General features: G+C 71.9%; 15 protein-coding genes and 2 pseudogenes. 7 read left to right on the forward strand and 10 right to left on the reverse strand.

Annotation, left to right across the window (positions count from 1 at the left end; all coding sequences use genetic code 11):
- The first annotated feature begins 48 nt into the window (after window positions 1–48).
- Together ACGFYP_RS18065 and ACGFYP_RS18070 are read left to right on the forward strand one after the other, a co-directional pair.
- Window positions 49–597, forward strand: coding sequence for a GNAT family N-acetyltransferase (locus ACGFYP_RS18065; RefSeq protein ID WP_393493940.1), 549 nt, complete (start codon window positions 49–51; stop codon window positions 595–597).
- 81 nt (window positions 598–678) lie between these two features.
- Window positions 679–849, forward strand: a pseudogene (locus ACGFYP_RS18070) (MarR family transcriptional regulator); the annotation flags it as partial.
- Window positions 850–899: 50 nt separating this feature from the next.
- Here the strand turns inward: ACGFYP_RS18070 and ACGFYP_RS18075 are convergent.
- A pseudogene (locus tag ACGFYP_RS18075) lies at window positions 900–1,049 on the reverse strand (IS701 family transposase); the annotation flags it as partial.
- Between the two features lie 157 nt (window positions 1,050–1,206).
- On the opposite strand from ACGFYP_RS18075, the gene ACGFYP_RS18080 reads away from it, so the two are divergent.
- On the forward strand, window positions 1,207–1,611 hold the full coding sequence (locus ACGFYP_RS18080; protein WP_393493943.1) for a type II toxin-antitoxin system PemK/MazF family toxin: 405 nt from the start codon (window positions 1,207–1,209) through the stop codon (window positions 1,609–1,611).
- Between the two features lie 267 nt (window positions 1,612–1,878).
- On the opposite strand, the gene ACGFYP_RS18085 is transcribed toward ACGFYP_RS18080, so the two are convergent.
- Genes ACGFYP_RS18085 through ACGFYP_RS18100 form a run of 4 tightly spaced genes read right to left on the reverse strand, consistent with a single transcriptional unit; the run spans window position 1,879 to window position 7,629 of the window.
- Entirely contained in the window at window positions 1,879–3,042 is a 1,164-nt protein-coding gene (locus ACGFYP_RS18085; RefSeq protein WP_393493946.1) for an acyl-CoA dehydrogenase family protein, read from the reverse strand.
- Window positions 3,043–3,050: 8 nt separating this feature from the next.
- Window positions 3,051–3,986: a hydroxymethylglutaryl-CoA lyase gene (locus ACGFYP_RS18090; protein WP_393493949.1), complete on the reverse strand. Its 936-nt coding sequence runs from the start codon at window positions 3,984–3,986 to the stop codon at window positions 3,051–3,053.
- Window positions 3,983–6,013, reverse strand: a complete 2,031-nt coding sequence (locus tag ACGFYP_RS18095) for a biotin carboxylase N-terminal domain-containing protein (RefSeq protein WP_393493952.1) — start codon at window positions 6,011–6,013, stop codon at window positions 3,983–3,985. Before ACGFYP_RS18095 ends, ACGFYP_RS18090 begins: the two co-directional genes overlap by 4 nt.
- 8 nt (window positions 6,014–6,021) lie before the next feature.
- Window positions 6,022–7,629: a carboxyl transferase domain-containing protein gene (locus tag ACGFYP_RS18100; RefSeq protein ID WP_361969305.1), complete on the reverse strand. Its 1,608-nt coding sequence runs from the start codon at window positions 7,627–7,629 to the stop codon at window positions 6,022–6,024.
- Window positions 7,630–7,716: 87 nt separating this feature from the next.
- Here ACGFYP_RS18100 and ACGFYP_RS18105 point away from each other — a divergent pair, with 87 nt between their 5' ends.
- Window positions 7,717–8,304 (forward strand): TetR/AcrR family transcriptional regulator, encoded by a 588-nt coding sequence (locus ACGFYP_RS18105; RefSeq protein WP_361969308.1) that lies wholly within the window; start codon window positions 7,717–7,719, stop codon window positions 8,302–8,304.
- Window positions 8,305–8,366: 62 nt separating this feature from the next.
- Window positions 8,367–9,146 (forward strand): phosphatase, encoded by a 780-nt coding sequence (locus ACGFYP_RS18110; protein ID WP_361969311.1) that lies wholly within the window; start codon window positions 8,367–8,369, stop codon window positions 9,144–9,146.
- On the opposite strand, the gene ACGFYP_RS18115 is transcribed toward ACGFYP_RS18110, so the two are convergent.
- From ACGFYP_RS18115 to ACGFYP_RS18130, 4 genes are all read right to left on the reverse strand, one after another.
- Window positions 9,116–10,084: a cation diffusion facilitator family transporter gene (locus ACGFYP_RS18115; protein ID WP_393493958.1), complete on the reverse strand. Its 969-nt coding sequence runs from the start codon at window positions 10,082–10,084 to the stop codon at window positions 9,116–9,118. The genes ACGFYP_RS18110 and ACGFYP_RS18115 overlap by 31 nt on opposite strands.
- A 19-nt stretch (window positions 10,085–10,103) precedes the next feature.
- Window positions 10,104–10,967: an acyl-CoA thioesterase II gene (gene tesB, locus ACGFYP_RS18120; protein ID WP_393493961.1), complete on the reverse strand. Its 864-nt coding sequence runs from the start codon at window positions 10,965–10,967 to the stop codon at window positions 10,104–10,106.
- Window positions 10,968–12,125 carry an acyl-CoA dehydrogenase family protein gene (locus tag ACGFYP_RS18125; protein WP_361969320.1) on the reverse strand — a complete coding sequence of 386 codons (1,158 nt, stop codon included), beginning with the start codon at window positions 12,123–12,125 and terminating at the stop codon, window positions 10,968–10,970.
- Between the two features lie 116 nt (window positions 12,126–12,241).
- Window positions 12,242–13,420, reverse strand: a complete 1,179-nt coding sequence (locus ACGFYP_RS18130) for a helix-turn-helix domain-containing protein (protein WP_393493965.1) — start codon at window positions 13,418–13,420, stop codon at window positions 12,242–12,244.
- Between the two features lie 153 nt (window positions 13,421–13,573).
- On the opposite strand from ACGFYP_RS18130, the gene ACGFYP_RS18135 reads away from it, so the two are divergent.
- Window positions 13,574–14,215 carry a hypothetical protein gene (locus tag ACGFYP_RS18135; RefSeq protein ID WP_393493968.1) on the forward strand — a complete coding sequence of 214 codons (642 nt, stop codon included), beginning with the start codon at window positions 13,574–13,576 and terminating at the stop codon, window positions 14,213–14,215.
- A gap of 105 nt (window positions 14,216–14,320) precedes the next feature.
- Here the strand turns inward: ACGFYP_RS18135 and ACGFYP_RS18140 are convergent, their stop codons facing one another.
- Entirely contained in the window at window positions 14,321–15,898 is a 1,578-nt protein-coding gene (locus ACGFYP_RS18140) for a PucR family transcriptional regulator ligand-binding domain-containing protein (protein WP_393493971.1), read from the reverse strand.
- Window positions 15,899–16,091: 193 nt separating this feature from the next.
- Here ACGFYP_RS18140 and ACGFYP_RS18145 point away from each other — a divergent pair, with 193 nt between their 5' ends.
- On the forward strand, window positions 16,092–17,600 hold the full coding sequence (locus ACGFYP_RS18145; protein WP_393493974.1) for a sodium:solute symporter: 1,509 nt from the start codon (window positions 16,092–16,094) through the stop codon (window positions 17,598–17,600).
- Window positions 17,601–17,625 lie beyond the last annotated feature (25 nt).

Raw genomic sequence — 17,625 nt, forward strand, 5'->3', positions numbered from 1 at the left:
TTCGGGGCGGTTGAGGTCGCTCGGGGATGGCGGCTTTAGCATGGGGCCATGTCCGAGATGCCTTCACGGGTTGAACTGCGCCCGCTCACGCTCGCCGACCAGGATGAGTTCTGCTCGCTCGTGAGGGCCAGTGCGGAGCTTCATTCGCCGTGGATGCAGTTGCCTGGGACGGCGGAGGAGTTCCGGGGGTGGATGGGCCGCTTCGGCGACGGTACGAACCGGGGGTATGTGATCCGGGTTCGGGAGACCGGGGTGGCTGCCGGCATGGTGAACATCAACTCGATCATTCGGGGGCGTTACCAGGGCGCGTCGATCGGCTATGCGGCGTTCGCTCCGTCTGCGGGGCGGGGATATATGGCCGAGGGGCTGACGGCCGTTCTGCGGCACGCCTTCGACGATCTGCGGCTGCATCGGGTGGAGGCGAACATTCAGCCGGGCAACAAGGCGTCCTTGGCCTTGGTGCAGCGTCTGGGGTTTCGGTACGAAGGCCTGTCGCCCGACTATCTCTTCATCGACGGGGCCTGGCGCGACCACGAGCGTTGGGCCATCACCGCACCGGCTCCCTGGACGCCCGATCCCTCCCTGCCTGCGGTCTAGGGGCTGTCGGTAGCGTAGTGATCATGGAATCGTAGAGACCAGGCGCCGGCTGATCCGGCCGCTACCGAGGACATGCTCGAGGAGAACCTCCACCTGACTGAAGCCGGCGAGGCTGCCAGGGTCCGGTTGCGCAGGCTGGTCACGGAGCTGCGCGCGGAGGTCCACAAGGGCATCAGCGACGAGGAGTACGTGGCCGCGCTCAAGGTGCTGCAAGTGATGATCGCCAACGTCCAGGGAGACGGGGCCTCCTAGTACTCCAGCCGTAGATCGTGATCTTCATGCCCGAGTGGCTTGTGCATGGTCGTGGCCGGCCTGGGATCGGGCCTGGCGGCGGCACCGCCAGTCGCACAGGCCCCGGCCCCTGCGGAGAGCTTCTGCCAGGCCCGCTCGGGCACCTTCTTGGCCAGGGTGTCCGCACGGAACCTCCCCGCCCTGGTGGTGACTTCGTGCGACCCGTGTCCTGCCGGCGGGCAGGGTCTACGCTGTGACCTGCGGCCACCGCGTGATCGTTTGTCTTCACACACCGATGATCGACGGGTGGCCGCACCCGTCTCCACAGCGCGTCGGGGTCGCTCAGCGTCCGCCCGCCGTCCTGTGTCAGGAGGACATGTGTGCCGTGGCGAAGTCTGGTGGGTGGAGTTCGACGAGCGGCGGCCGGTCGTGCTGCTGTCGGGAGACGACGCGTCCGGGATCCGGGTGATGCAGGTCGTCGCTCGGGCGGGTGTCGACATCACCGGTCTGGGCGTCGAAGTGACAGTAGGCGCCGTGGAAGGACTGCCCTTCGAAGGCGTGCTTCGGTTCGCGTTGCCGCGTCCGGGCTTTACCCCTTGCACGTGGCTGACCACCGTGTCCCGGGACGACCTGATCGAGCGGGCGGGCGCCCTGTCCTCCGCGAAACTCAGCGAGATCGAGAACGCCCTCCGTCTCGGTGAGCAGGCGAAGGAGTGGACCCCGGCGACGACCGCGAAGCTCAGCGAGATAAGGAACGCCCTCCGTCTCGGTGGACTCGGGTAGGCGGAGAAGGAAACGAACGGCGTGGTCGGTCTCGTCCAGATGATCGACGCTGCCGGCTGCCTCCTCGGCGCCCCTCACGATCGAGATCACGAACTACGGCTGGAGTAGGGCGGCCACCACCAGAGGCCTACGGACAGCCGTCAGCCCTTGAGCCCCCGGCTGCCCGACATGCGCGCCCGCCCCGGCCCCGCCCCCCCCGGTTCACCAGAGGCTCACGCCGTCGGCCCGCCGGAGAGCCTCGGTACCCGGCCCGCCCCGCTTCCCTCGTCACGAACCCGCAAGCCCCAGTTCCCTCGCGATCAGCATGCGCTGGACCTCGCTCGTGCCCTCGCCGATCTCCAGGATCTTGGAGTCGCGCCACATGCGGGCCACCGGGTACTCGTTCATGAAGCCGTAGCCGCCGTGGATCTGGGTGGCCTCGCGGGCGTTGTCGACCGCGACCGTGGAGGAGTACAGCTTCGCGATCGCCGCCTCCTTCTTGAACGGCTCCCCGGCGACCAGCCGCGACGCCGCGTCGCGCCAGCCGATCCGGGCCATGTGGGCCCGCATCTCCATGTCCGCGATCTTGAACTGGATGGCCTGGTTGTCGCCGATCGGGCGGCCGAAGGCGTGGCGTTCCTTCGCGTACTTCACGGACTCGTCCACACAGCCCTGGGCGAGCCCGGTCGCGAGCGCCGAGATCGCGATCCGGCCCTCGTCCAGGATGCGGAGGAACTGCGCGTACCCACGGCCCTCTTCGCCGAGCAGGTTCGCGGCCGGCACGCGGACGTCGTCGAAGGACAGCTCGCGGGTGTCCGAGGCGTTCCAGCCGACCTTGGAGTAGGGCGCGGCGACCGTGAAGCCGGGGGTGCCGGAGGGGACGATGATCGAGGAGATCAGGGGGCGGCCGTCAGGCTTGCGGCCGGTGACGGCCGTGACCGTGACCAGGCCCGTGATGTCCGTACCGGAGTTGGTGATGAAGCACTTCGAGCCGTTGATGACCCAGTCGTCGCCGTCGCGGACGGCGGTGGTGCGGGTGCCGCCGGCGTCCGAGCCCGCGCCGGGCTCGGTCAGGCCGAACGCGCCCAGGATCTCGCCCGAGCACATCCGGGGGAGCCACTCCTGCTTCTGCTCCTCCGTGCCGAAGCGGTAGACCGGCATCGCGCCGAGCGAGACGCCCGCCTCCAGGGTGATCGCCACGGAGGAATCCACGCGGGCGAGTTCTTCGAGCGCGATGCCCAGGGCGAGGTAGTCGCCGCCCATGCCGCCGTACTCCTCAGGGAAGGGCAGGCCGAACAGGCCCATGCGGCCCATCTCGCGGACGATCTCGTACGGGAACTCGTGGCGCTCGTAGTAGTCGCCGATCTTCGGCGCGACGACGTCGTGCGCGAACTCCTCCACGGTGCGGCGGAGTTCCTCGTGCTCTTCGGCGAGCCGGTGGTCGAGGGACATGGGTGACGTCACTCCTTGTGGGAGAGGGCGCGGACGGTACGGGAGGGGCTCGGTCGGCCCAGTTGTTCGGCCATCCACACGCTGGTGGCGGTGAGGGCGGCCAGATCGACCCCGGTCTCGATGCCGAGGCCGTCGAGCATCCACACGAGGTCCTCGGTGGCGAGGTTGCCGGTGGCGCTCTTGGCGTAGGGACAGCCGCCGAGGCCGCCTGCGGAGGCGTCGACGGTGGTGACGCCGTGCTGGAGCGCGGCGAGGGTGTTGGAGAGGGCCTGGCCGTACGTGTCGTGGAAGTGGACGGCCAGACGGGAGGTGGGTACGCCGGCCTCGTTCAGGCTCTGGAGGAGCCGGGTGACGTGACCGGGCGTGGCGACACCGATCGTGTCGCCGAGGCTCAGCTCGTCGCAGCCCATCTCGGCGAGGGCCTTGGTGACGCGGACGACCTGGTCGACGGGGACCGGGCCCTCCCAGGGGTCGCCGAAGCACATGGAGAGGTAGCCGCGGATGCGGAGGCCCTGCTCTATGGCCCGGGTGACGACGGGCTCGAACATGGCGAGGGCCTCGTCGACGGTCCGGTTGAGGTTGGCCTTCGCGAAGGACTCCGTGGCGGAGGCGAAGACGGCGACCTCGCGGGCGCCGAGGGCGAGGGCGCGGTCGAGTCCGCGTTCGTTCGGTACGAGGACGGGGAGACGGGCCGGTACGCCGGTGAGGAGCGGGAACAGGTCCTCGGCGTCGGCCAGTTGGGGCACCCACTTGGGGTGGACGAAGCTGGTCGCCTCGACGGTGGAGAGCCCGGCGGCGGCGAGCCGCCGGACGAACTCGGCCTTCGTGGCGGTCGGGACGACGGTCTTCTCGTTCTGGAGCCCGTCGCGCGGCCCGACCTCGTGGATCCGGACCCGGGCGGGGAGCCCGGGGGCGGGCACGCGCATGGGCAGGCCCGTGGTCATGATTCCTCCCTGGGGGCCACCACGGCGAGGACCTGGTCCATGGCGACGGTGGAGCCGGGGGTGACGTCCAGCTCGGTGACGGTGCCGGCGTGCGGGGCGGAGATGACGTGCTCCATCTTCATGGCCTCGACCACGAGCAGGCTCTGCCCGGCCTCGACCTCGTCCCCGACGGCGACCTTGACGACGGTGACGGTGCCGGGCATCGGCGCGGCCAGCGTGTCGGCGCCGCCGTGCCGGGCGCCGGTGAGGGCGGCGGCGACGGGGTCGTGGTCCTGGACGTGCCAGGAGTCACCGTCCCGGCCGAGCCAGAGCCCCTCGGGGGAGTGGGCGAGCCGGAAGTGGTGGACGAGGCCGTCGAGGTGCACGGTCACGTGGTGGGCGGAGATCTCCCCCACCCCACCCCTGCCGGGGGCGTTGCCGGACACGGCAGGTGCATCGCCGAGCAGGAGCTCGGCGTTCTTGGCCGTGCCGCGAACGCGGCACAGGACCGGGTCCTGACCCGCCACGCGGAAGTGGCGTGGGGTCCAGGCCGGTTGGCCGCCGAGGCGCCAGGCGGTGGGGGTGTCGAAGGGGTCCGTCCAGCCCGTCGAGGCGGGAGTCGGGGGGAACTGGCGTACCAGCGCCGCCGCCGCGTACACCTCCGGCGGGACCGACCCCCCGGTCAGGCTCTCCGCGTCCCGTTCCACCAGGCCTGTGTCCAGGTCGCCCGCGATCACCGATTCGTGGGCCAGCAGCCGCCGCAGGAAGCCCGCGTTGGTCTGGACGCCCAGGGTGACCGTGTCCGCGAGGGCCGCGCGGAGGCGGCGGAGGGCCGTGGGGCGGTCGGGGGCGTGGACGATGACCTTCGAGAGCATCGGGTCGTAGAGGCTCCCGACCTCCGTGCCCTCGCTCAGGCCCGAGTCCGTGCGCACCCCTCCCCCAAGCTCTCCGAGCAGGGGGGACCCCCAGCCCTGCGGCTCGTGCAGGGAGAGGATCGTGCCGCCCGAGGGGAGGAAGCCCCGCGAGGGGTCCTCCGCGCAGATCCGGGCCTCGATCGCCCAGCCGTCGAGGCGGACGTCCTCCTGGGCGAAGGCGAGCGGCTCGCCCGCCGCCACCCGTAGCTGCCACTCGACCAGGTCCAGGCCCGTGATCAGCTCCGTCACCGGGTGCTCCACCTGGAGCCGGGTGTTCATCTCCATGAAGTAGTACGAGGACGGGTCGCCGCCCGGCACGATGAACTCCACCGTGCCCGCGCCCACATAGCCGCACGAACGCGCCGCCTCGACCGCCGCCGCGCCCATCGACTCGCGGAGTTCGGGCGTCAGCAGGACGCTCGGAGCCTCCTCGATGATCTTCTGGTGGCGCCGCTGCAGCGAGCACTCGCGCTCGCCCAGGTGGACCACCCCGCCATGGGCGTCCGCGAGGACCTGGATCTCGATGTGGCGCGGGCGGTCGATCCACCGCTCCACCAGGAGCGTGTCGTCGCCGAACGACGACCGCGCCTCGCGGCGGGCCGCCGCGATCTCGTCCGTCAGCGTCGACAGGTCGCGCACCAGGCGCATGCCCTTGCCGCCGCCGCCCGCCGAGGGCTTCAGCAGGACGGGGGCGCCCAACTCGCGTGCCGCCGCCTCCAGTTCCGGGTCGGCCGCGCCGGGGACGACGGGCACGCCCGCCGCCTTCACCGTCTCCTTCGCCCGGATCTTGTCGCCCATCAGGGAGATCGCGGACGGCGAAGGGCCGATGAAGACCAAGCCCGCCTCCTCGCATGCGCGCGCGAAGGCCGCGTTCTCCGCCAGGAAGCCGTAGCCCGGGTGGACCGCCTGGGCCCCGGTGCGACGGGCCGCGTCCAGGAGCGCGTCGACGGAGAGGTACGACTCCGAGGCCGGTGGCGGGCCGATCCGTACCGCCGTGTCCGCCTCCCGTACGTGACGGGCCTCCGCGTCCGCGTCGCTGTACACCGCGACGGAACGGACGCCGAGCGCGCGGAGGGTACGGATGACGCGGACCGCGATCTCGCCGCGGTTGGCGACGAGCACTGTGTCGAACATGGACTCCCTCACATCCGGAAGACGCCGAACTGGGGGTCACCCAGGGGCGCGTTGGCACAGGCCGTCAGGGCGAGGCCCACCACCTGGCGGGTCTCCATCGGGTCGATGACCCCGTCGTCCCAGAGCCGCGCCGACGCGTAGTAGGCGTTGCCCTGGGTCTCGTACTGCGCGCGGATCGGGGCCTTGAAGGCCTCCTCGTCCTCCGCGCTCCACTCGTCGCCGAGCTGGTCCCGCTTGACGGTCGCGAGGACGGACGCCGCCTGCTCGCCGCCCATGACGGAGATCTTGGCGTTGGGCCACATCCACAGGAAGCGCGGGGAATACGCCCGGCCGCACATCGAGTAGTTGCCCGCGCCGTACGAGCCGCCGACGACCACCGTCAGCTTCGGCACGCGCGTGGTGGCCACCGCCGTGACCATCTTCGCGCCGTGCTTGGCGATGCCGCCCGCTTCGTAGTCCTTGCCGACCATGAAGCCCGAGATGTTCTGCAGGAACAGCAGCGGGATGCCGCGCTGGTCGCACAGCTCGATGAAGTGCGCGCCCTTCTGGGCGGACTCGGAGAAGAGGATGCCGTTGTTGGCGACGATCCCGACCGGGTGGCCGTGGATCCGGGCGAAGCCGGTGACCAGCGTCTGCCCGTACTCGGCCTTGAACTCCTGGAAGCGCGAGGCGTCCACGATCCGCGCGATGACCTCGCGGACGTCGTAGGGGGTACGGGAGTCCACCGGCACCGCGCCGTAGAGCCCCGCCGGGTCGACCTTCGGCTCCTCGACCGGCTCCACCGACCAGGGGAGAGCGCCGCGCGCGGGGAGCGTGGCGACGATGTTGCGGACGATGCGCAGCGCGTGCGCGTCGTCCTCGGCGAGGTGGTCGGTGACTCCGGACGTACGGGAGTGGACCTCGCCGCCGCCCAGCTCCTCCGCCGTGACGACCTCGCCGGTCGCCGCCTTCACCAGCGGCGGTCCGCCGAGGAAGATCGTGCCCTGGTTCCGTACGATCACGGCCTCGTCGCTCATCGCCGGGACGTACGCGCCGCCGGCCGTGCAGGAGCCGAGGACGGCGGCGATCTGCGGGATGCCGGCGCCGGACATCCGGGCCTGGTTGTAGAAGATCCGGCCGAAGTGCTCCCGGTCAGGGAAGACCTCGTCCTGCAGGGGCAGGAACGCGCCGCCCGAGTCCACGAGGTAGAGGCAGGGGAGACGATTCTCCAGCGCCACTTCCTGGGCCCGCAGGTGCTTCTTCACCGTCATCGGGTAGTACGTGCCGCCCTTGACGGTCGCGTCGTTGGCGACGATCACGCACTCCCGGCCGGAGACCCGGCCGATGCCCGCGATGACGCCGGCGGCCGGTGCCGCGTCCCCGTACATCCCGTTCGCGGCGAGCGGGGCCAGCTCCAGGAACGGGGAGCCCGGGTCCAGGAGCGTGTCCACCCGGTCGCGGGGCAGCAGCTTGCCGCGCGCGGTGTGCCGGGCGCGGGCCTTCTCGCCGCCGCCGAGGGCGGCCGCGGCCAGCTTGGCGCGCAGAGTGGCCGAGAGCTCGTGGTGAGCCGCCTCATTGGCCTGCCAGGCCGGCGACGCGGGGTCCGCCGCGCTCGCCAGCACAGGTGCCTGCTGCATCTCTCGAGCTCCCTTGCTCGGTTAATGAGCGTTAACGTATGTCCTTCAGGTTAACGACCGCTAACCGCATTGTCTAGAATCGATTCCATGACCACCACCGCCAGGACCGACGCCCCCACGCGACGCGAGCAGATCCTCAAGGAGGCCGCTCGCCTCTTCGCCGAGCGCGGCTTCCACGGCGTGGGTGTCGACGAGATAGGAGCCGCGGTCGGCATCAGCGGCCCCGGGCTCTACCGCCACTTCCCCGGCAAGGACGCGATGCTCGCGGAGCTGCTCGTCGGGATCAGCGAACGCCTCCTGGACGGCGGCCGGCTGCGGGTCGGCGACGCCGCCGGCGACCCGCGGGCGCTGCTCGGCGCGCTCATCGACGGGCACATCGACTTCGCGCTCGACGACCGGCCGCTGATCACCCTCCACGACCGGGAGCTGGACCGGCTCAAGGACGAGGACCGCAAGCGCGTGCGGCAGCTGCAGCGGCAGTACGTGGAGCTGTGGGTGGCGGTCGTACGGGAGCTGTACCCGGCGGCCTCCGAGGGCGAGGCGCGGGCCGCCGTCCACGCCGTCTTCGGGCTGCTGAACTCCACGCCCCACCTCGCCGCCCTCGGCCGCGAGTCCATGGAGGAACTGCTGCGGCGCCTCGCCCACGGGGCGTTCGGCGCTCTCGCCCACGGGTAGCCGCCCGTCCACGGGGTGAAAACGGGCGGCCGCCGCCCCGGAGGCCCGGCAGAATGAGCACCATGCCGATACTCAGTCGCCCCGCCCTCGTCGAGCACCTCGTACGGACCCGGATCGCGGGAGACGTCGCGACCCCGCGCGACAACAACCTCTCCCACTACCGCAAGCTCGCCAACGGCGACCGGCACTACTGGCTCGGCCTGGAGCTCGGCGACCGGTGGACCGACGAGCAGGACGTGCTCGCCGTGATGGCCGAGCGGTGCGGGGTGAACGACGACCCCGCCCACCGCGCCGGGCAGGACACCATCGACCCCGAGCTGACCGTCGACGCCCTCGACCGGGCCGCCGCCCGGCTGCGCAAGGCCGCCGCGGGCAAGCAGCGGGTGCTCTTCGCGACCGGCCACCCGGGCGCGCTGATCGACGCCCACAGCCGCGTCGCCGCCGCGCTGCGGGCCCAGGGCTGTGACATCGTACGGATCCCCGGCGGGCTCACCGCCGACGAGGGGTACGTCGTGCAGTTCGCGGACGTGGCCGTCTTCGAGCGGGGCGCGACCCTCTGGCACACCCATTCGCCGGAGCCCATGAACGCGATCCTGGACGGCCTGGAGGCCCTGGGCGAGCCCCGGCCCGACCTCGTCGTCGCCGACCACGGCTGGGCGGGCCGGGCCGGTCAGCGCGGGATCGACTCCGTCGGCTACGCCGACTGCAACGACCCCGCCCTCTTCATCGGCGAGGCCGAGGGCACGATGCAGGTCACGATCCCCCTGGACGACCACGTCATCGACCCCCGCTCCTACGAGCCGCTCACCGACTACCTGCTCGACGCGTCCGGCCTGCTCTGACGCCGCCCCAGGCCCGGTGTCGGGTCGAGGTACACCCGGCGGACGGCCGGAAAGCGCTCCCGCAGCTGCTCTTCGGCCTCCTCGCAGGCCCACTCGACCTGCTCGGCCGAGGACACGTCCCGGAAGTCGACCTTCGCCGCGATCATGACCTCCGCCGGGCCCTGGATCAGCGTCGTCAGCTCCAGTACGTCGATGATGTGCGGGACCGACAGCAGCTCCTCGCGGATCTCCTCCCGCATCCGCCTCGGCACCGGGCGGCCGATCAGCAGCTCCGCGTTCGAGCGGCCGAGCACCCAGGCCACGTACACGAGCAGGGCGCCGATGAGGAGCGAGGCGATGCCGTCCCAGACGCTGTCGCCGGTGAGCTCGACGCCGAGCAGGCCGCCCGCCGCCAGCAGCAGACCGGCGAGGGCCGCCGAGTCCTCGAGCACCACGGCCTTGACCGTGGTGTCGGGGGTGCGCCGCAGATAGCGGCCGAAGGGCGCCTTCATCCGCTCCGCCTCGCCCTTGACCTGACGGACCGCCGTCCGCAGGGAGAAGCCCTCCAGGACGAAGGCGACGCCGAGCACGATGTACGAGAGGAGCGGGTCGCCGACCTCCTCGCCCTGGACGAGGGTGTGGATGCCGTCGTAGATCGAGAAGACCGCGCCGCCGACGAAGGTGGCGACGGCGGCGAGCATCGCCCAGACGTAGCGCTCGCCCGCGTAGCCGAGCGGATGGTCCTCGTCGGCCGGCTTCTCGCTCCGCTTGAGCGCGGTGAGCAGCATGACCTCGGTGACCGTGTCGGCGACCGAGTGGGCCGCCTCGGAGAGCATCGCGCTCGATCCGCTGACGACGCCCGCGACGGCCTTGGCGGCGGCGATCCCGAGGTTCGCCACCGCCGCCACGATCACCGTGAAGGTGCTCTCGCCGTTCTGCGAGTCGTCGTTCCGGGGCATGTTCGGACGGTATGTCCGATCATCGGCGCGGAACGCGAACGACACCCTCCTGGATGACGGAGATCGCCAGCTGCCCGTCCTGCGTGTAGATCCGGGCCTGGCCGAGTCCGCGCCCGCCCGAGGCGGACGGCGACTCCTGGTCGTACAGCAGCCATTCGTCGGCCCGGAACGGCCGGTGGAACCACATCGCGTGGTCGAGCGAGGCCCCGACGACGTCCCCGACCGCCCAGCCGCCCCGCCCGTGGGCGAGCAGCACCGAGTCGAGCAGCGTCATGTCGGAGACGTACGTCGCCAGGCAGACGTGCAGCAGCGGGTCGTCCGCCAGCTTGCCGTTCGTCCGGAACCAGACCTGCGAGCGCGGCTCGCGCGGCTCCCCGACCGAACCCCACGGCGGGGTGTCGACGTACCGCAGGTCCACCGCCGCCCGTGCCTCGACGAGCCGTGCGGCCACATCCGCAGGGAGGTGCCGGGGCAGCATCTCGGCGGCCGTCGGCAGGGACTCCGGGTCCGGCGAGGCCGGCATGTCGTACTGGTGCTCAAGCCCCTCCTCGTACGTCTGGAACGACGCGGAGAGGTGGAAGATCGGCTGCCCGTGCTGGACGGCGACGACCCGCCGGGTGGTGAAGGACCGGCCGTCGCGGATCCGGTCCACGGTGTAGACGATCGGCGCGCCCGGGTCCCCCGCACGCAGGAAGTACGCGTGCAGGGAGTGGGCGAGCCGGTCGCCGGGGACGGTCCGGCCCGCCGCCACCAGCGCCTGGGCGGCCACCTGGCCACCGAAGACGCGGGGGACGACGGAGGAACGGGACTGTCCCCGGAAGAAGTTCTGCTCGATCTGCTCGAGGTCGAGCAGATCGAGCAGAGCGTCCAGAGCCTCGGGCACTTACAGACCCATCGACTTGGCGATGATCGACTTCATGATCTCGCTGGTGCCGCCGTAGATGCGGTTGACGCGGTTGTCCGCGTACAGGCGCGCGATCGGGTACTCGTTCATGTAGCCGTAGCCGCCGTGCAGCTGGAGGCAGCGGTCGATCACGCGGTGCGCGACCTCGGTGCAGAAGAGCTTGGCGCTCGCGGCCTCGGCCGGGGTCAGCTCGCCCGCGTCCAGGGCCTCCAGGGCGCGGTCGGCGACCGCCTCCGCGGCGTCCACCTCGGCCTGGCAGGCGGCCAGCTCGAACTTGGTGTTCTGGAAGTGCGCGACCGGCTTGCCGAAGACCGTGCGGTCCGTGACGTACTGCTGGGCGAAGCGGACGGCGGCCTTGGCCTGCGCGTAGGCGCCGAAGGCGATGCCCCAGCGCTCGGAGGCCAGGTTGTGGCCGAGGTAGTAGAAGCCCTTGTTCTCCTCGCCGAGGAGGTCCTCGACCGGCACCTTCACGTCGACGAACGCCAGCTCGGCGGTGTCGGAGGTGCGCAGGCCGAGCTTGTCCAGCTTGCGGCCGATGGAGTAGCCCTCGGACTTGGTGTCCACGGCGAAGAGGGAGATGCCGTGGCGGCGGTCCTCGGCCGTCGGGGCGGACGTACGGGCGCAGACGATCACGCGGTCGGCGTGGACGCCACCGGTGATGAAGGTCTTGGCGCCGTTGAGGACGTAGTGCGTGCCGTCCTCGGAGAGCTTGGCGGTGGTCTTCATGCCCGCGACGTCGGAGCCGGTGCCCGGCTCGGTCATCGCCAGCGCCCACATCTCCTCGCCGGTGACGAACTTCGAGAGGTAGCGCTTCTTCTGCTCGTCGGTGGCGAGCATCTTGATGTACGGCAGGGCGAGCAGCACGTGCACGCCGGAACCGCCGAACTGCACGCCCGCGCGCGAGGTCTCCTCGTAGAGGACGGCCTCGAACTTGTGGGTGTCCAGGCCCGCGCCGCCGAACTCCTCGGGGACGTTGATGCCGAAGATGCCCAGCTCGCCGAGCTTGTCGTAGAACTCGCGCGGCGCCTGCCCCGCGGCGAACCACTCGTCGTAGACGGGGACGACCTCGGCCTCGATGAAGGCGCGGATGGTCTCCCGGAACGCCTCGTGGTCCTCGTTGAATACGGTACGGCGCACGAGCCGCCTCCTTCGGAGTCCTGGACATAAGTCTAAGCGCTTGCTCAGTCAAGTTACCCATCGGTTCGCTGCGCTGTCCAGGTCTGGGCGCGCAGGGTTGCCCACATCACGTCCGCTCAGGGGGACGGGATCCAGCGGCGGCCCAGGGTGTCGTACTCGTACACCGGTCCCTGGATCCCGCTCGTGCGGAACGGCCGGCCGGCGTCGTCGATCCGGACCGTGCCGGAGCGGCCCTCGCCGCTCCACTCCAGCTCCAGGTACCAGCGGCAATCACAGCCGGCCGTACGGGCGTTCACGAGGAGCTCCTCCGGGGCCGTGGACGTCACCGCGTACGGGAGGGAGACGGCGGGGATCTCCTCGCCGGCATCGCCCGCGAGCGCGTCGAAGCCCGCGACGGACCGGGCGACGGGCCGGGGAGCGTCGAGGTTCACGTCGAAGCGGCGCGGGGTGACCGCGCCGCCGCAGCCGTTGTCCATCCGGTACGCGGGCCGGCCGAGGGGCTCCGCACGTCCTGTGACCCGCACGTGCAGGGCCTGGAGCACCACCGCCGACGTCGGGGACCTGCCCTGGAGGGAGACGCGCACGAGCGTGTCCCCGCCGTGCACGGCACCCTGCGCACCGGCCCACGGCGCCGCGTCCTGCGCGGCCGGGGGCGGGGGCACGCGGTCGGGCCCGGCGTCGACGAGGTAGGTGTGGCCGCACCCCGACTGCCAGACCTGGGACGCGACGGTCCAGGTGAAGGGGGGAGCGGGGGGTTGGGGAGCGGTGGGCGTGGGTGTGGCCGTGGGTGCTGGTGTGGGTGCGGTGGGGGCGGACGCGGTGGGGGCGGCGCCGTCGGGCGCGGTCGACGGGCCGAGTCCCAGGAGCGCGAGGACGGAGGCGAGGGCGGCGAGCGCGGGGGCGAGTCCGGCGCGCGTGCGTGCCCGGGTCGGACGGTTCCGGGGGTCCGGCTCGGGCGCGGGGGCCGCAGTGGGGACCGGGGTCGGTGTCGGGGCCAGGGTCGGTGACGGCGTGAGGGTCGGTGACGGCGTCGGTGGGCGGCGGACCTGGTCCGCAGCGGTCCACAGGCGTCGGAGCGCGCGCCGTTCCTCCTCCGTCGCCCCGCAGAGCCGCGCCAGCGCGTCGACCACGGCGAATCGTTCCGGCACGGTCTCGCCGGAGCAGTAGCGGAAGAGTGTGGAGGTGCTGACGTTGAGCCGTCGCGCCAGGGAGCCGTAACTACGGCCGGAACGTTCCTTGAGCGCCCGTACCTCTCGGGCGAACCCGTCGACCGCCGGGTCCTGTGTCCGTCCCATCGGCGTTCCACCCCCCTTTACGTACTCCCACGTCAGCGGGGGTGGAACGGTTCCGGCACGAGAGGCGCGCGTGCCACCGTTGCGCCGACCCCCCGGCCGCCCGGACGCTGACCGGTGTCTTCACGACCCGCACATCTCAGGGGGATGCTCACCATGGTCACGTTCCGTTCCGCCATAGCCGTCTCCGGCGCCGCCGCGCTCGGCCTCGTGGCGCTGGTTGCCGCGCCGGCGGCCACCGCCTCGGACGCCCGTACCGCCGTCGCGGCGGCGGCCAATCGGCAGCCGGCGTTCCTGTCGCCGGGGCAGATGCCGCCGTCCAGCACGCCGTGGACGGCCGACCCGGTCACCCGGGGGCTGCCGGAGACCGGCGTCTTCTGCAGCCCGGGCACGTTCCCGGAGCAGGGCACCCGCCACCGGACCTTCCGTACCGACCTTGACACCGGGGGAGTCCAGGTCACCACGGTCGCCTCGACGGAGGCCAAGGCCGTCGCGCTCGTCGAGGCGCTCCGGCAGGCGCTCCTCGGCTGCGGGGAGCGCATCGAGCAGCAGTACCCGGGGACGGACGCGAGCAGCCTGTTCCACGGGAAGCTGGCGGTGGAGGAGGGCGCGTACGTCTACAGCCTGGACACCGCGAACCCCGAGATCGGCAACACGGACATCCACCTCTTCTCCGTCGGCCGCGACGGACGGGCCGTCACCTATGTGCAGTGGGGGCAGATGGGGGACCTGGCGGACGCCCCGCTGACGGCCTTCAAGAACACCACGCGTACCGCGGTGAACAAGCTCTACCCCTGAGCCGCGGGTAGCCCCTCGGCCGGCCACCGGTCCCGGTCACCGGTCACCGGTCACCGGTCCCGGTCACCGGCCACCGGTCCCGGTCACCGGTCACACCCGGCGGCCTCACACCCGGCCGAGAGCGAACCACAGCTCCATCCGTACGTCGGCGTCGTCCAGGTCCATGCCCAGGAGCATGGCGCAGCGGGCGATGCGCTGGCGGACGGTGTTGCGGTGGATGTCCAGGGCGACGGCCGTACGGTCCCAGTTGCCGTGCAGCGAGAGCCAGGTGCGCAGCGTCTCGGTCAGCGGCTCGCCGATGGGGGCGAGCAGGGTCCGGGCGTACGCGGTGGCCTCCGCGCCGTCCATCAGCCCGCCGAACCCGGCGGGCCGGTGGCGAACGAGGTCCGTGCGGCTCGCCTCTGCCCGGCGCAGCGCCCGCGCGGCCTGCGCGTCGCCGACGGGCAGGTCGCCTGCCTCGACGGGGGCGCTGACCCCGAGGGTCCAGCCGGGCTGGGCGGTGACGGGCGAGGCGGCGGGCACCAGGAGGCGGACGGTCACGGGGGTGCCGTCCGGCCGGGTCCTGCCCGCCTCGCCGCGCGTGCCGCCGTCCACGGCTGCCTCGTCGCCCGTGCCCGCCCCGTCGTCCGTGCCCCGGGCGCCCGCGCCTGGCACGGTCCGGGGCCCGCCCCCGAGCACCGTCCCCGTCCCGCCCCCGTCCACCAGCGGTGTCCCCAGTGCGGCCGCCAGGCTCGGGGCCGCGAAGGGGGTGCCGTCGCCTCCTCGGGCGTGGACGACCGTCCAGGGGCCGGGGCCGAGGGTCCGCGCGGCCTCCTCGGCCCCGGCGCCGAGGAGCAGGCGGACCAGGGCCGCGTCGCGGGCCGAGACGTCCGCGCCCCGGTGCGGGGCCGTGAGCAGCGAGAGCAGGACGACCGCGACGCCCGCGACGGTGTGGTCCCCGGGCTCCCGGCTCTCCGTCGCGACCCCGAGGGTCAGTCCGTCGCCCCCGCCCAGCGCGTACGCGGCCAGGCGCAGCCCGTCGCCCTCGCCGCTCGCCGTGGCCGGGCCGCCGGGCCGGGGGCCCAGGACCCCCGCAAGCTCCATGAGCGCCCGGGACACCGTGCCCGGCAGCTCCCGCCCCGCCGCCGCGTAGGGCGTGCCGTCCGCCGCGTAGAGCACCGCCCGCCCGCCGAGCCGGGAAGCGAGGGCTCCGAGGACCGCGGGGACCGGCGCGGGCCTGGCCGCGGCCGCCGCCAGCGACTGCTGGGCCTCGGTCACCCGCCGCAGCTCCCGGTGGCGGGCCTCCGCCATCAGCCGCCAGACCGCCCGGGCCACCGCCGTGAACGGCGTCTGCGGGGGCACTTCGAGCAGCGGCAGCCCGTGGAGCTCGCAGGCGGCGACGAGGGCCGCGGGGACGGTGTCGTACACCGGCGCGACGCCGAAGCCGAGCGCCGCCGCGCCCGCCGCCACCACCCGCTCGACGTAGTGCGCCGGGTCCGGGAGCTGCACGCCCGCCGTCATCAGCAGCTCGCCGCCGAGCAGGTACGGGTACGGGTCGGCCATCTCGGAGGTGTGCACCCAGTGGATCGCGGCGTCGGCCGGGCCCGCCAGGAGCCGCAGCCCGAGGTCCTGCCGGCTCAGCAGCGCCGCCAGCGAGACCGGCGGGGCCGGTGGTGTCGACGTGGGTTCCTGTGCGGGGGGCATCGCTCTGGACCTATGGACCTTTCGTACATTGCACCGGGATGACAGTGGATGAAACTTACGCTTCAGCGTCGCTTTCCGGCCACCTAGCCTCGTCCCATCCAGCGGCCGCGGGTACGGGCGGATGTCCTCGCGATCAGTCACTGGAGTCACTCCACCGCACGACACGCCACCGGAACGAACGAGGGAGGGCCCCATGGCCGTCGACTACACAGTGATCGTCCTGTATTTGGCCGGCATGCTCGCGATGGGCTGGTGGGGCATGCGCCGCGCCAAGTCCAAGAGCGAGTTCCTGGTGGCGGGCCGTCGGCTCGGCCCCTGGATGTACTCCGGGACCATGGCCGCCATCGTCCTCGGCGGTGCGTCGACGATCGGTGGTGTGGGCCTCGGCTACAAGTACGGCCTCTCCGGCGCCTGGATGGTCTTCACCATCGGCCTCGGACTCCTCGCCCTCTCCGTCTTCTTCTCCGCGCGGATCGCGCGCCTGAAGGTCTACACCGTCTCCGAGATGCTCGACCTGCGCTACGGCGGCAGGGCCGGCGTCATCTCGGGCGTGGTCATGTGGGCGTACACGCTGATGCTCGCGGTCACCTCGACCATCGCGTACGCCACGATCTTCGACGTCCTCTTCGACCTGCCCCGTACGGTCGCGATCGTCCTGGGCGGCGCCATCGTCGTCGCGTACTCGACGCTCGGCGGCATGTGGTCCATCACGCTCACCGACATGGTGCAGTTCGTGGTGAAGACCATCGGCGTGCTGATCCTGCTGCTGCCGATCGCCGTCATCAAGGCCGGCGGCTTCGCCGAGATGAAGGCCCAGCTGCCCACCGAGTACTTCGCGCCGCTCGGCATCGGCGGCGAGACGATCTTCACGTACGTGCTGATCTACACCTTCGGCATGCTCATCGGCCAGGACATCTGGCAGCGGGTGTTCACCGCGCGCACCGACAAGGTCGCCAAGTGGGGCGGCACGGTCGCCGGTACGTACTGTCTCGTCTACGCCCTGGCCGGCGCCGTCATCGGCACCGCCGCCAAGGTGCTCTACCCGAAGCTGCCCAGCGCCGACGACGCCTTCGCGACGATCGTCAAGGACGAACTGCCCATGGGTGTGCGGGGCCTGGTCCTCGCCGCCGCGCTCGCCGCCGTGATGTCCACCTCCTCCGGCGCGCTGATCGCCTGCGCCACCGTCGCCAACAACGACATCTGGTCGCGGCTGCGCGGGCTGACGTCCAAGGGCGACGGCGTCGGTACCGGCGCCGATGACCACGACGAGGTGAAGGGGAACCGTCTCTTCATCCTCCTCATGGGCATCGCCACGATCGCCATCGCCATCGCGCTCAACGACGTCGTCCAGGCGCTGACCGTCGCCTACAACCTGCTGGTCGGCGGCCTGCTCGTGCCGATCATCGGCGGCCTGCTGTGGCGCCGGGGCACCGTCCAGGGCGCGCTGGCCTCGGTCACCGTCGGCGGCCTGTCCGTCATTGGCCTGATGTGGACTTACGGAATCCTTGCAAATGAGCCTGTTTACTATGGTTTGTTGGCCTCGCTCGCCGCGTATGTGATCGTTTCCCTGGCGACCCGCCCGACGGACGCCGCCGTGCTCGCCCACTGGCGTGCCCGGCTGGCGGGCCAGTACACCCCCGAAACGGACGCCGAAGCCGACCCGAAGACGCCGGAGACCGTGCCGGCGCCGACGACCGGCTGACGGCACCAGACTCCCGGCCGGGGCC

The sequence above is a fragment of the Streptomyces sp. NPDC048370 genome, from assembly GCF_043200825.1.
GTDB lineage: Bacteria > Actinomycetota > Actinomycetes > Streptomycetales > Streptomycetaceae > Streptomyces.